Origin of the sequence: Pseudoalteromonas sp. TB51 (assembly GCF_000498055.1) — a bacterium.
GTDB lineage: Bacteria > Pseudomonadota > Gammaproteobacteria > Enterobacterales > Alteromonadaceae > Pseudoalteromonas > Pseudoalteromonas atlantica.
In genome coordinates this window covers 1-14,643 of sequence record NZ_AUTO01000072.1, presented here as the reverse complement: position 1 = coordinate 14,643, position 14,643 = coordinate 1, and the positions used below count along the sequence as shown (strand labels likewise).

Genomic DNA, 14,643 nt, shown 5'->3' with positions numbered 1-14,643 from the left:
TGATTACTTTTATTAAAAACGTTGCTTGTGCATACGAAAAGCAGATAGGATTTCTCTTTTAAGCTCTTCATCACTCCAAGGCTTAGTGAGAAATTTATAAATAGCACCTTTGTTAATCGCCTCTGTTACGGAGCGAAGATCAGTATAGCCAGATAAAATCATCCTAATTGTGTCAGGATACATTTCTTTCACTTCTTTAAAAAAATCAGTGCCACTCATTTCAGGCATTCTCTGATCTGAGACAATCACTTGTATATCGTGTAACGCAAGTAGATTAAATGCCTCTAAGGCACTATTACAAGTGAGAATATTTATTGGCTCTTTGCGTAAAACTCTTTTTAAAGAATGTAGTATGTTTTCTTCGTCATCTACAAGAAGCAAACTAGGTAAACAAGCGTTAGTTTCAAGGGCATGTATCGGAGAGTATTGCTCTAAAAAAGATTCAAACTTATCTTTAGGTAACGGTTTGGAATAATAATAGCCCTGTAGTTCATCGCAGCCATACTTGTTTAGTAAATTCGCTTGCGACAACGTCTCGATCCCTTCCGCAACCACTTTTAAATTTAATTGGTGCCCCATCGCAATAATCGCACGGGTAATGGCTGTATCTTTTTGATCGGTTACTAGCTCTCGTATAAATGACTTGTCTATTTTTAGCTTATCAATTGGTAGGCGCTTTAAATAGGTTAAACTGGAATAACCAGTTCCAAAATCGTCGATAGCAATACTGATACCTAATTGTTTCAGGTGCTGTAGTTTATCTACAACTTGTTCGATGTTTTCTAATAATAGTGATTCGGTTAATTCTAACTCGAACCACTTAGGTTCTAATTTTGCTTTGTTCAATGCTGCTTCTAATTGCTCTACAAAGCTCACACGTTGAAATTGCAGTGAAGACAAGTTAACCGCCATTATAACCTTAGCCAAGCCTCGCTGTTGCAAAGAGCGGTTGTAATTGGAAGCTTCCTCAATCACCCATTGACCGATTTCAACGATTAACCCCATTTCCTCTGCTATTGGGATAAATTCATCAGGTCCAATAAACCCAAGTTCTGGGTGTTGCCACCGTAATAACGCTTCTATGCCTATAATATGCCCGTTGTCTGCTGCTACTTGTGGTTGGTAAAAGAGCTCAAATTCTTGATTTGCTACCGCTTGCTTTAGCATTGTTCTGAGACTGAGTCGTTTACTAAGAGTTTGTTCCATGCCAGATTCGTAAAACTGAATATTATTACGACCGACTTGTTTTGCTCTTTGCATAGCTAAATCAGCCCGTTTAATAAGCTCTATAGGCCCATGTATGCCCTCATCAAAAACACTAACACCAATACTTGCAGTTAACTCTAGCTCTTTACCACTTATTAAAAATGGTTCAGAGATTACACCAAGAACCCGTTCAGCCATAATTGTTAATTGATTAAGTTCATTTAAATCCGGAAGCATTAATATGAATTCATCTCCACCGACTCGAGCTAGTGTATCGCCTGAACGAATTTGTTTATTAATTTGTGCACTTACTTTACAGAGAACCTCATCACCAACTAAGTGCCCGAGACTGTCGTTAATTAATTTAAAGCCATCTAGGTTAATAAAGAGTATTGCAACTTTCTCTTTATGGCGTGAACTGATCTTGATACTTTGCGATAATCTGTCATGTAATAACTTTCGGTTGGGTAAGCCAGTTAATAAATCATGAAACGCATTAAAAGCAAGTTCATCTTCATAATTTTTTTGTCCACTTATATCAGTTTGAATACCAATATAATGAGTAATGACCCCATCATCATTAGGTACTGGTGATAAAAATAAACTATTCCAAAAGCCACTGCCATCTTTACGGTAATTCCTCAGTACTACGCTAACTTCCTGTTCTGCCGCGATGGCATTACGAATTTGCTTAGTAACCATCTCGTCCCGCTCTTTACCTTGTAGGAAGCGACAGTTTTTACCTTCAACCTCTGCTTGGCTATAGCCCGTGAGTTTCTCGAATCCATAATTAACATAGCTTATAGGCATATCTTTTTGGGTAATATTACTGATGATGACCCCATTTGAGCTTGCATCAACCGCTCTTTTAAACAACTTAAGTTGTTTTTCTATTTTTAAGCGCTCAGTGATATCTTTAGCAATACCAATAACACCAACTACTTTGCCATTAACCCAGGTGGGGATTATTGTTATGTTTAATTCGTGTTGCGAGCCTTTACTACTTACTATACTCGCTTCAAAGCTTTCCGAATTACCAGTTAAAGCATTCTTAAAGTATTTCGTAACCCGAGATAGATGTTCTTCAACAATAACATCAGCAAAGTGAATGTGTTGTAAATCAGTTAACGGCCACTGTAATAATTCACAGCCTGATCTGTTCATTGCTGTAAAACAACCTTGCTGGTCTAAAATATAAACCGGATCAGGATTAAACTGATACAACGAGCGAAAGCGTTGCTCGCTTTCTGACAATAAACGCTTTTGCTCTGTACGCTCTATTGCATTAGCAGCATAGCGGCAGCAACTGCTTAATAACTCCAGCTCTTCCGAATTCGGCGCTCTACTCTCTTTGCAGTAAAGCGCAAATGTGCCTAGTATATTATGTTCTTTTGTTACCATTGGTAATGACCAACAGGCCAATAGTTGTTCAGTTAAAACAGCCTCTGCGTAACCCTGCCAACTTTTATCACTGCTAATATCTTTTGTAATTACTAACTTAGTATTAAAAGCTGCTGTACCACATGAAACCACATTATCATCTATATCGATATTAGCTAACGCTGAATGATATTGCTTACTAAATGAGGGCGCTGAGGCAATCTTTAGTTTCTGACCAACTTTGAGCATCACACATGCCTTAACCGCCGGATAATGAATTTCCGCCATTAAGCATATTCTCTTTAATATTTCGTCAAGTGGGGCATCGACCGAAATCAGGTGTAAAATTTGCTGCTGCGCTTTTTGATAGCTTTCTGCTTTAATTAATTCACTGATATCTCTCCCTGCGGCATACAATGTTTGCATGCTAGCCACATATTGTGCTGACCACATTAAATGCACCTCATCACCACTTTTGCGAATATACCGATTCCGAAATTGCTTAGTATGTTGCCCTTCAATGATGTTTTGAGCTTCATGCTCAGTGGCTTGATGATCACCTGGATGCACAAAATCCATAAACATCCTGCCATTAAGTTCCTCTGCGGTATAACCTAATATTGTATAACTGGAATGACTGGCCTCTAAAATCCTTCCATCCCCATCAACAATAAGTAATAGATCGGCTGAATTTTCCATAAACTTCATATGATGTGTTTTCAATTTTTTTTGTAAACTAAGGCTTTTGCGGAGTTTTCGGTTTCCGGAAATTAAACGCGTCTTATGCATATGAATTTGTTGCTGATACTGTTGAGATAGCAATGCTAAAAAGCAAGCTAACCATCCAGCAATTAATATCAATCCTGCTTCCTGCTGGACATAGTTAGGTCGAATATCAAAATCTTGATACAAAGATAACTGCCATCTCATTTCACTTTGCGAATTGTGAAGGTTGTTCTTACTTAATAAAAAGTATTGTCGCGTAGATTCAAGCTGACTTACTAAAAGTTTTTGACTATTTTCATGGGCTAAAGTGACGGCATAACCTCTGGGTACAATTAGAGGAATTATTGACTGCATCAGTTGTTTGAAGTTTATTCCTGCAACTATGACAGATAACTCATGCGTGTTAGGCTCACGTAGTCGTAGAGTAAAGAAGGTATGATCTATTCGATTGTCATAATAAAAATAAGCGTTTTCGTCATTCTCGTTATCACGTTGTTCTGGCCACAAAATTGATTTAGTAGCAACATAGTCGTCGTACCATTTTTTAATAGCTATAGTTTGTGCTGCGGAGTAGTGCAAATTTCCTGAACTGTTTAAAATAGAAATATAGTCAAGATAGCTAAAATCACGTAAGTAGGTCTTAAAATCTAAATTCAACTGTTTTGGAGGGTAAATAAAATCACTTCCAGTAATACGATCGCTTAACCTTTGCATCAAGCTTTTCTGTTCTTTTATAGTTTGTTCTGTTTGTTGCTGAATTTTTGATAAAGTTTCCTTGGCTACTTTTCCATTAGCATCTTCTATTTGATGCATAAAATCTAACCACAGCAAAAATGTGAAAGTTGCAAGTAGTAGTACAAGCCAACTGCCTAAACTACGACTATGAGCTTTAATATCAAAGAGAGAAGCCATTGGTATAGTCAACCCAGCAGCAGCACTAAAAAGGAGAAAAATAGAAGTGTTTGAGGATTCATAAGGAGTTGTACTAAATTGCAAACTACCTAAAGAGCCAGAGTTAACAGAGAATAAAGATATGACTACAACTACCAGAATACTAAAACTGATCACACTGCACTTTCTAAAAAAAGGACTTTGCTTTTTATAGGCACTAAGCAAACCAATTAAGACCAGAACCCAACAGAAGAACTGTAGCCAAGGCATGGTAAAGTTTGAAATTAATTTATTTGTATAACTAAGTGCGCTAATAAACAATATAGTAGCCATAATACCAAGGCTAAACGTAAAGAGGATATTTCTTTTTTGTACAATAGAAATCAGTGACACAGCAGTTAAGGCTAGTAAGAGCATAGTATTGATAGGTAAGGAGGTGCTAAAACCACTGTCACTAAGGTGCTGAAACTTCTTAACCCCTAGAAATGGAATGCTGACAAATAAAAAAGTCAAGCTAGTCCAAAATAAACTATACTTTAATGAAGCATATTGCTCCTTTTTCAACCTAAATCTCATAAAATTCCAAATTAATATTTATAAAATACCCAACAAAATTCTGAACCTACCCTATTAAAACTATGCCAAAACTATTATTTTCAGACGCCTATCGATTTTACATATCTAAGGTAATAATTGCCATTGTTCAATTTTTATAAATTAACCGTTACTTCACATTCATTCACACGTCTCCACTTAGTTATTGGTGTTCTGAATCAGTAGTTTGGCTACCTCATTAAATGAGAAAACTAACTCATAGAGGTAAATCGTGGCAAAAAAACAAACGTAAATCCTATCTAGAAGATTTAAAGTGGAAGGCGCTAAAGCACTCAGAGAGCTAAGTATCTCCAAATCTCGGCTTTAATATTAGCAAAATGCTGATTTGAAAGAAGCATCCACGTCGGATAGAGAAAATAGTTAACTAACCAGAGTGCGCCTTTGAAGCGTCAGCTCGTAGGGTAGACAGCTTGTATTTGAATATATAAAAATTGATTACAGCAAAGTTGGCTACCTAGGGAATGAGAAGTCTGAACTACTAAATGTTGATTATCCAAATGTCCACTATAAACGGCTAAAATCAGGTTATAGTGCTATTAAATTAAAGGCTAGGTAACTTTAAATCTTAAAACTCTTGGATGGAGAGTATAAAGATTTAGTCACCGCCTCAGTTATATTTTATATACAACTTGATTCCGGCCATTATCTTTAGCACTGTATAGGCATTCATCAGCTCTGATAAGTGTATCTCTAGATACTTTATCGCTTGATTTTATAGGTGTCACACCAATAGACACAGTAACGGAAAGTTCAATCTCGTAGGAAATAAATACATAGTCACTTATTTTCTCTCTAAGCCTCTGCATTGCTGCTACCGAATCATCGATTGGTGAGTCTTTTAACACAATTAAAATTTCCTCACCACCATATCTATATGCACTGTCTGTGTCTCGTAGTGATGATTGTATAATATCTGCTATAGATTCAAGAATTTCATCTCCAACAGCATGCCCATACTCATCATTAATTAGTTTAAAATGATCTATATCGATAAGTGATAAGCTAGTAATTATAGATTGTTCATTATTCAAATCTATGAGCTCGGTTAAATCTTTCTCCATTGCTGAGCGATTTAGCAAACCTGTGAGTTCATCCAAATATGTCAAATTATTAGAAATTTCTTTTCTAAAGGTTTCTATACTCCTATCGAGTCTTTTCATTAATGTGATTAAATGACGATAACTATTTTTTTTGATATCGTTGCACTGTAATTCATCCAAAGTGTACCTTACATAATCCAGTAGATTTGAAAGATTTCTCTGAATATTAACTAACCTTTGATGATGAGCGACTTGAGTATTTGAAAGATCTAGTGCGCTACTAAAATCCAGCTTATGTAAAAGAAGGTTATAATCATTTTTTATCCGACAACGTGAGTCGTTATATTGCAACATATAAAATAAATTAAGCCTGCCATCGTGATGTTTAACTAAGGCTTCCCCTAAATTTACATAAAAAAGCTGCACGTCATGTATATTCAATTCATCAAACATTGCTTTCAATTATTATTATCTCAAAAAAGGCTATCAACTGTGTAACACTTATTAGTGCTTCACATTAAACTTACAAAAGTGGCTATAAACACCTAATAGTCACTTGTTTATATTATCAACGAAAAAGAGCCGAGTAGGAAACTATTTGTATATTTTTATAATACATATCAAAGGGAAAATAATTGGAGTCTAGCCGGTATTTTATGATTAAAGCGGACATACCCTGGAGTGGTTTAATCGCGGCGAGAGTAAAAGTTGTTCTTCAAAGGTTAATTGCTACTACTAAGAACCCTACGCGCTACGTTATAGTCTATTTGTTGGAAGTAACACTCAATACAGAGTATACATGCCTGAAGATAGCGTAAAGATCTGCAAATTAACCTTGAAAACAAACAAACCACGCAGCCCCTTCATAATAACTTAAATTCAGAAGCTTTTTGATGGCGCTTAACTAGGAAATTGCAATAAAAACACATTTAAGTCCTGTTCAGTCACTTGAGTAGTCTGTGTTAATCTTTAATTTTGTTATTTTCTATATAGTCTATGAGGCTATGTATAGGTAGTGGCTTGGAGAAAAAATACCCCTGAACCTTAATACCTTCGAATTTAGATAAGTGCTTAATTAACCCTTCACCTTCAACACCCTCAACTATTACGCTTTTATCTAGATCGTAGCAAAACCTAATAATAGTATCTAACAGCTTTTGCTCTTTAGTATTTAATAAGTGTGCGCCTATTGTAAATTCGCGATCGAGTTTAATTATATTTGCTGGCTGATGTGTCAGATAGGATAGGCTTGAGTAGCCGGTTCCAAAGTCATCTATTGCAACATTGAGCCCATAATCAACCAATTCAATAAGTTTGCTTACAATAACCCCCCGTTCTTGAAAGTACGATTCAGTAACTTCTACCGTAAAGTTTTCAAGAGTAATGTTATTTTCAGTTAATAATGAAAGCAAATTACTTGCAAAGTCATTTTTAATTATTTGTTTCGTCGAAAAGTTAACTGCAACAGTTATATTTTGTAGTTGGGGATATTTTTTTATATCTTCGATCACTTTTTTAAGGACCTGCTCGCCGACTTGAGTTATTTGACCTGTAGTTTCAGCAATGGGTATAAATTTAGCTGGTGAAACCCACTCATTACCGTTTGACCATCTAACTAGTGCTTCAACTCCGGTGATCTTACTATCATTTAAGCAATGCACTGGTTGGTAAAATACTTCTAATACATCGTTCTTAAGTGCATTTTGTAAGTCATTTCTGATAGTAACGGTTTCATTATACTTATCTTCCATAGACTGTTGGTAGAAATGAAATTGATTACCACCAAGCTCTTTCGCTTTTTCAAGAGCAACATTCGCTTGCTGAAGATTTAACCGAAGATTAAATGAATCAAGGTGTCTGTAGGTTGCAGCTCCAGCGCTGACTGAAAGGTTAATTTCATTATCATCAATAATGTGAGCTTCAGTAAGCTCGACAATTAGAGACTTTATTTTTTGTTCTAATGACTCTGGGGAAATATCAAAAAAATATAAAACGAAGCTATCACTCGCCCCTCTAGCAATCAACGCTATATTATTAGTGCTTTCGCGTATTCTTAAGGATACATTATTTATAAGTTCATCGCAGATTTTATACCCTAAAGAAATGTAAATCGCTTCAAAGAAATCTACTTTCAAAATAACGGTTGAAAAATTATTAAAATGCTTTTCAGAAGTGACCTTGATAAACTCGTCTTCTAAAGCTGTTAATTTGAGTAACCCCGTGAGCTCGTCATGCTTTGCTCTAAACTGAATAACCCTAGAGGAGTCTGCTACTTGAACAAAAATAAATATAAAAATAGAAGTGAGCCAAAGTATTGACTGATCAATTATTGTGTCAGTATGTATAGAGTCATAATCATTAATAAAACTATAAACCTCATGCTCAACTAGATCCATGACATTGATTTTCTGTGTGATAAAGTGATTATAACCATTAATTAGTTCACTTAAGTCTGTTTTATTTTCATTATTATAATCCACTGAAAAATATACACTTTTTGTCAATTCTAAATAAGTATCGTATCGACTTAAATAGTGTAAATAGTCTTTATCTAGCAATAAATTAATATCCAGCAAATTTAATATGTAGTATTTATTTTTTGTCGCTAATTCAACAGTGGCTAACAGCATAAGAGTGGGGGCTGCTGAGTTTAGGGTGAGTGAATTTGCTGCAAACTGAATGTCATCAAGATCTCGCGTCAACCATGCTTTTATTATTGGTTTTTCTAGCATACCGTTTAAGTAGAAATGTCTTGAAAAAGTATTCCCTGAAACGAAGTTAAGTTCGCTATCAAGAACTAATACCCCCTTAATAATATTGTAATCGTTGGTATAGGTTTTTTGGTCTATATCTAGAAGGCGCTTGAAATCATCAAAACTCTCATTGTTAACTCGTGCTTTGATTCTGGAAAGGGCTTTTATTTGTGCTTCAATAGATTTATTTATCATTGTTTCTATCAAATTAATCTTCGCCCTCGCATTAGCCTCTTCAGCTTTTACCACACTTAATGAAGCTTGATGCCAAACGGCTGTTCCAATAGAGACTGCAATGAATACAACTAACTTTATTCTCTTCATTTCGATAATTTGGACATTTTTGTGAAAAGCTTTCACAAAAATTGCAGCAAAAAGCGTAAACAAGAAAACAGCAGATAAAGAAAAAGTAAATGGATTCGAGTCAATCAAGCCAATATGAAAGTTTTGCAGCATATGAAACCAAACGGAAACCTGCATTAAAAGGAAGCACAAGAAGCAAGCTGCAACTATTAAAACTTTGTACTTTTTTGTTATTACGTTTAGGCTCACCCTTTTTATCAGTATGAGTACTGCCATAATCAATAGCGAGTTTAGTGCTGTTTTAAGGCCAATAACGTGCATCAGCTCATATTTATAAAATAGGAGCTCGATTATACCTAAAACGAAAATAATGAAATGAAAATAAATGATAGCACTATAGAAAATACTCGCCGCGCTATTTGTTACTTTAAAGTGCATATAATGTGAATCGATTTATCAAGCTACGTTTCTTGCAGTGTAAAAGGGTTAGTAAATTAATACAATGCATAATAATATTTAACTAGTAACTAAATTACACTACCAACAACAAGATAATAACACCACCGACACCGCGTCATGCTTTGTGTGATTTTATAACGCCATAAACGTTGGCGGTACTTCAAGCTTGTATAGTGACTCCCTAGTCTGAGTGAAACATCCATCAACTTGATCTGCCTCTACTTTCGTAGTTAGCTCAAGCGCTTTTAGCGTTAAGTTAGAATCCGGTGACAATGACATGGCCCAACCCACAACTTTGCGTGCAAATAAATCAATAACAACCGCTAAATAATACCAGCGATTGCTTGTCAAAATATATGTTACATCAGCGCACCATGTCCTATTCAGCTCAACCTATCAAACTACCTATCAAACTACCTATCAAACTACCTATCAAACAAATCTAGGATTTAAAGGTATTCATTACCAGCACGTTTATATTGATATTGTGGTACTTGGCAGCTCCTAACTTTAGTTTAACTATCAGTTTAGCGGCGCAATAACGGCTTAATTCAAAATAGTTATTCGTTGCGATTGTCGTTGCCCTAGCTGAACCGTCTCTCATTCTATGTGTGGCTTTAACTTCAGTTTCTAACCTTACTTGCTCTGGTGTCGGTGCTGTATCCCGTATAGGCCAATATTTTTAGTTGCTACGATACACATTGAATACACGAAACTGTACGCTAATCGGATAATGCTTTCGTTGATTTAATTTCTCAATTAAAGAGAGTTATTCAAGGAGTCGGACATCACGTGAGCGGTAGCCTTTTTTGAAATGTAATTTAAGATATGCGTCATTGTAAGACATAAAGTTAAGATGAGTACCCCAAGCACAAGTGAAAGTGTAAGCTCATTCGCATTTAGAAGTGCATTTCTAAATAAATACCACATTACGTATGCTAAAAACCCCACCCCCCCAGCTAAACCTACTATTTTTAAGCGCCATTTTGAGCTAGATTTGACTGAGTTATAGCGTTGCATTTTTTATCTCCCTGCTATTATTGTTAATTATTTCAAAGTAAGGGCTTTACTATAAATGCTAGAATATTAATTTGGCCTTGTAAATGCTTTTGAAGTTATAGAGTGATTGACTTCATATCACGTATTTAAGGAATAGAATCAAGTATAGAGAGCTTTACCCCAACTCTAATCACAAGGCTTCATAATCAATTCTTATAATATAAGGAGAAAACACGGGCTCATAAATACATCTCGTTTCTAAAATCAATTATATATTTAAGTGTAAAACTTTGTTATTTAATAACTTTAAAATTATTTATCAATTACTTCATCATAAAAATTTTCATCATTTCTATACAAATAAATTTCCGTTGTTGAAATGTTCGTCATGTATAGTATAAAGCCTATATCTATGGCCACTGCGATGTATATTAGGTGCGCTAATTTGATAAAGCTCTAGTTAATTTAGTTTCTCGATTAAAAAGAATTGATCAGGGAGTTTTTTACTAGCGTTGAGATATTTCAATCTTATATTTTGTCTTTAGAGCTTCCCAATTTTAAAGAGCCCTTATTAGTCTTACTGGTTTTATTGATAAACCTAAAACCGACATACTCTTTCCAACCGTTATCAAATGGTTTATTAATACTTTGAGCGCTTCATAAACTATGTTTTGTGTATTAGTTCATTAGTTCATTAGTTCAACAAATTATCAATTCTTTTCTTCCAATAGCTCAATGAGCTTACGCTTTCCTTCGTCATCAAGCTTTTCGATTAAACATGCCAAAGTTGCGCTTTCTTCTGATTCACAAAAAAAGTAATTTACGGGAACATTTAGTTCGGTTGCTAGCTTTTTTAAAGTAGCTAAGTCGGGCATGTGGCGACCTGTTTCGTAATGGTTCATTCTGCCACTGGCTGAACTTGGATCCATCCCCATTTTAATACCTAACTCTTTTTGGCTTATTTTCATTCGCTTTCGAGCCTCTTTAAGACGCTCTGTAAAAAAGGATTTAACCTGCACCGTTGCTTCATCTTGGTAACTCTCACATTTAAATGATTGTCTAGTTTTTACATGAGCATGTATACTTAGGAATCCTAAGTTTATGGTGAGTGGTAAGGTTTAGCAATGAGTAAAAAAGCGAATATGAATGTATTTTTACATTTTCTTTTGGTAATCAAACAGATGAATAATTTCACAGTGACGCAAGCGAAAGAGGCTTTATTGCGTGAACAATCTGAGTTTACTGATGCAGTAGAAACCCGAAAGTTTGTATATCGCCAATTAACTCGCAATGTTGCAAATGGACTCTTAAGACGAACCAACAAATTAAACAAGGGAGCTAAGGAGGTTATATATTCAACAACAGAGCTTTTTTCAAGTTTAGAGATCGTCCCTACTTCAAGGCGAGGCAAAGTAAAACAAATAGATACTGCAAATATTGGCGCTCCTGATATTTCGGCCGAAACAGTTAAAGTTATTGAGTACCAAGAAGAACTTAAAAAAGATTTATTAACATACGAAATTGATTTAAATACTGTACTTGAAGAAGCTAAAGAGTATCAGCGCCTTTCTGCACGCTACCCTAAGCTGCAAGAAAAGTTGCAACTGCATCACACTCAAGCTAAGGAAAAGTCGATTAAATTACTTGGCAAAATAAATGCTTTGCAGACTTTATTGGGCTTAAATTCAAGGGGTAATAAAATAACAGAAAAACAACCATGTTAAGGGGTTGGCAAACAGCCTGCTTATCGGCAGTTAAAAAGCACCACTCTCAAAGCCATAAGCACTTTTTTTGTTTAGCTACACCTGGGGCCGGTAAAACTGTATTGGCGGCAGAAGTTGCAGCATACTTATTTGAAACTAAGCAAATAGACTTTGTGATTTGCTTTTCACCCTCTAGTGAGGTTGCAAATGGCATTAGAAAGACGTTTGCTAAACGGTTAAATTGTAATTTTGACGGTGTTATTGGCTCAGTTGGTTGTTCGTATACTTATCAAAATATGCGCTTTTTTAATGACGACTATTGGAAGTTATTAAAGAACAACCGTGTGTTAGTGGTGTTTGATGAAATACACCACTGTGCTGGTTCAAGCATTGAGGATGCCAATGTATGGGGGCAAGATATTGTTAAAAATATTCAACAGCAAGCCGCTTTCACGTTAGCTTTAACAGGCACACCTTGGCGCTCCGACCTTTTACCTATAGCGCTGGCAACTTATACCAACCCTGATAATAAAATTCAGTGTAATTACACATACTCACTGCAACAGGCGGTAAATGATGGCGTATGCCGTAACCCTAAAATTGTTTTAATTGATAATGAAGAAATTTCGGTAACAACAGCAAAACAGGAAACTAAAACTTATCACTCATTAAAGTCTTTGCTAAAAGATCCATCGATTTCCTACCAAGACTTGATTAAGCACGAAGCTGTGATTAATTACATTGTTGCTCAAGGGGTAAGTAAACTTGCCACTATTAGGCATCAGAATAGCAATGCCGCAGGGTTAATTGTGGCCTCTTCTGTTGAGCATGCAGAGCAGATAGTGACTGTACTCACTGACCTTTTTCATCAATCAGCAACCATAGTTACTTACAAAGAAAGTGATGCTGGCGATAGAATTAACCATTTTCGCTTTAGCAACACGCAATGGATTGTAAGCGTTGGAATGGTGTCGGAAGGTACTGACATACCTAGGCTGCAAGTGTGTTGCCATTTAAGCAGAGTTAAAACTGAGCTTTATTTCAGGCAAGTTTTGGGACGAATATTAAGAGTAAATAGTTCCCCAAACCAAGAAGCTTGGCTATTCACCCTCGCCGAAGAAACACTAACCACCTTTGCAAATAGAATTGACCAAGAGCTACCCGACACTTGCATATTGATAAGAAATAACGCCATAGCTAATGAGTATCTTGGAACAGAGAACCATAAAAAGACATACTCCAATAGATGCGGTAGTCAGCCAGTTGATGAAATTGATGATTTATTATTTTCATGGGGATCAAACGAATCAAGTCAGCTGAAAACGGAGCTTCAAGAAGCAAGCTTTTTACAGGCCTTTGGTGGGTTTAGAGAGCGGGTAATAGAGACATTTTTAGCAGGATAATTTGAAATAATTCATATCAGACCATAGAGTTTTAATGATTAGGCTTAGGTTTCATCTGACAAGTCGCTATGAGCGTAAAGCGGATGATCGCTCTAGCTCGCTTTTGGACAAAAACGAGTTAGAGCCGAAGGTCGGCTCTGTGCCATTTGCAGACATTAGCAACGCCTGAGCTCAGGTGCATTTGAGACAACGCCTGCTTTTGCGTTAGCAAAAAAGTGGGTGGCGGATCAAATGTCATCTGCAGAGACTTTTTAGGCAGCGTTCACCGTATTCTAGGAACGAGCGTTTACGAGGCACGTGCCGAACTGGCCTTTATGACTTTTGTAAACAACAAAAAAATATTTGGATCAAACTTCGTGTCCACTTCATGCTTCAAGATATTCATAGTTTCAAGGTGCGATTTAGCCATGCGGTATGGCCTGCTAGTCGTCAGTGCATCATACGCATCAATGATCGAAAGTATTCGACTACTCAGGGGAATATCGGCACCAGCCAGTCCGTCTGGGTATCCGCTTCCATCAAATGCTTCATGATGATGTCTGACAATAGACGCGACCTCGTCTCTGTTTGTCAGGAATGTCTCACTAATTATTCTCTCACCGATAACCGAGTGAGCCTTTATCTCTTCCCTTTCATCAGGTGTGAGCTTTCCAGGCTTCGAGAGAACAGTATCACGAACTCCAATCTTACCCACGTCGTGTAATTGACTGGCAATACGCAAGTCATCTAATGAGGGGGCACTCAAATCGGCCGCACGCCCCACTTCCAACGCAAGCGCACAGACGCGGTCACAATGGCCTCTAGTATACGCATCGCGCGCGCACAATGCCGTAATGAGTGATGGGTAAGCATTTTCTTGATCTGGTGCGAGGGCAAAAGCCATTGAATATCTCTCCTTGTTCAGCAACGCCTAACAATTTAATAGTGCGCTCATCACGCATATTTTTGCTGACTTCAAGCTCATCTATCCACATTCCAACAAATAACCGAGGGTATTTCAAGATTTTAAATAAATTTAAATGTAGGATATACGCGTTGCTCGTTTGCTTGACTATATGAATAAACGACACAACTTTATCTATTAATTAGCCCTAAATTTAGCCTATCTCAATGACCGGTTATCGCTCTTTTGAGGCATTCGCCTAAACACGTTTTGGGGCAGAAA

The 14,643-nt window shown here is 36.4% G+C and carries 7 protein-coding genes and 1 pseudogene; 2 read left to right on the top strand and 6 right to left on the bottom strand.

Features of this window, described 5'->3' with window-relative positions:
* Positions 1-12: 12 nt before the first annotated feature.
* From L650_RS0102860 to L650_RS0102825, 5 genes and pseudogenes are all read right to left on the bottom strand, one after another.
* Positions 13-4,767, bottom strand: a complete 4,755-nt coding sequence (locus tag L650_RS0102860) for an EAL domain-containing protein (RefSeq protein ID WP_223230520.1) — start codon at positions 4,765-4,767, stop codon at positions 13-15.
* Between the two features lie 662 nt (positions 4,768-5,429).
* Positions 5,430-6,311, bottom strand: coding sequence for a GGDEF domain-containing protein (locus L650_RS23510; RefSeq protein WP_085065410.1), 882 nt, complete (start codon positions 6,309-6,311; stop codon positions 5,430-5,432).
* Positions 6,312-6,820: 509 nt separating this feature from the next.
* The gene (locus L650_RS0102845) at positions 6,821-9,067 is read right to left on the bottom strand and encodes a putative bifunctional diguanylate cyclase/phosphodiesterase (RefSeq protein WP_223230519.1); all 2,247 of its coding nucleotides are present in this window, start codon (positions 9,065-9,067) and stop codon (positions 6,821-6,823) included.
* Between the two features lie 401 nt (positions 9,068-9,468).
* Positions 9,469-9,763: pseudogene (locus tag L650_RS23505) on the bottom strand (DDE-type integrase/transposase/recombinase); the annotation flags it as partial.
* 1,319 nt (positions 9,764-11,082) lie between these two features.
* Positions 11,083-11,391 (bottom strand): helix-turn-helix domain-containing protein, encoded by a 309-nt coding sequence (locus L650_RS0102825; protein ID WP_029772117.1) that lies wholly within the window; start codon positions 11,389-11,391, stop codon positions 11,083-11,085.
* A gap of 105 nt (positions 11,392-11,496) precedes the next feature.
* On the opposite strand from L650_RS0102825, the gene L650_RS0102820 reads away from it, so the two are divergent.
* The gene (locus tag L650_RS0102820) at positions 11,497-12,096 is read left to right on the top strand and encodes a hypothetical protein (protein WP_029772116.1); all 600 of its coding nucleotides are present in this window, start codon (positions 11,497-11,499) and stop codon (positions 12,094-12,096) included.
* Positions 12,090-13,478, top strand: a complete 1,389-nt coding sequence (locus tag L650_RS0102815) for a DEAD/DEAH box helicase (protein ID WP_029772114.1) — start codon at positions 12,090-12,092, stop codon at positions 13,476-13,478. The genes L650_RS0102820 and L650_RS0102815 overlap by 7 nt, the downstream gene beginning before the upstream one ends.
* A gap of 286 nt (positions 13,479-13,764) precedes the next feature.
* Here the strand turns inward: L650_RS0102815 and L650_RS0102810 are convergent, their stop codons facing one another.
* Complete coding sequence (locus L650_RS0102810; protein ID WP_004589546.1) at positions 13,765-14,361, bottom strand: HD-GYP domain-containing protein; 597 nt, start codon at positions 14,359-14,361, stop codon at positions 13,765-13,767.
* Positions 14,362-14,643: the final 282 nt, after the last annotated feature.

Excerpts from the sequence above, each read along its gene's own strand:
- L650_RS23510 (WP_085065410.1), bottom strand. The coding sequence starts at position 6,311 with ATGTTTGATGAATTGAATATACATGACGTGCAGCTTTTTTATGTAAAT.
- L650_RS0102810 (WP_004589546.1), bottom strand. The coding sequence starts at position 14,361 with ATGGCTTTTGCCCTCGCACCAGATCAAGAAAATGCTTACCCATCACTC.
- L650_RS0102845 (WP_223230519.1), bottom strand. The coding sequence starts at position 9,067 with ATGCTGCAAAACTTTCATATTGGCTTGATTGACTCGAATCCATTTACT.
- L650_RS0102815 (WP_029772114.1), top strand. The coding sequence starts at position 12,090 with ATGTTAAGGGGTTGGCAAACAGCCTGCTTATCGGCAGTTAAAAAGCAC.
- L650_RS0102820 (WP_029772116.1), top strand. The coding sequence starts at position 11,497 with ATGAGTAAAAAAGCGAATATGAATGTATTTTTACATTTTCTTTTGGTA.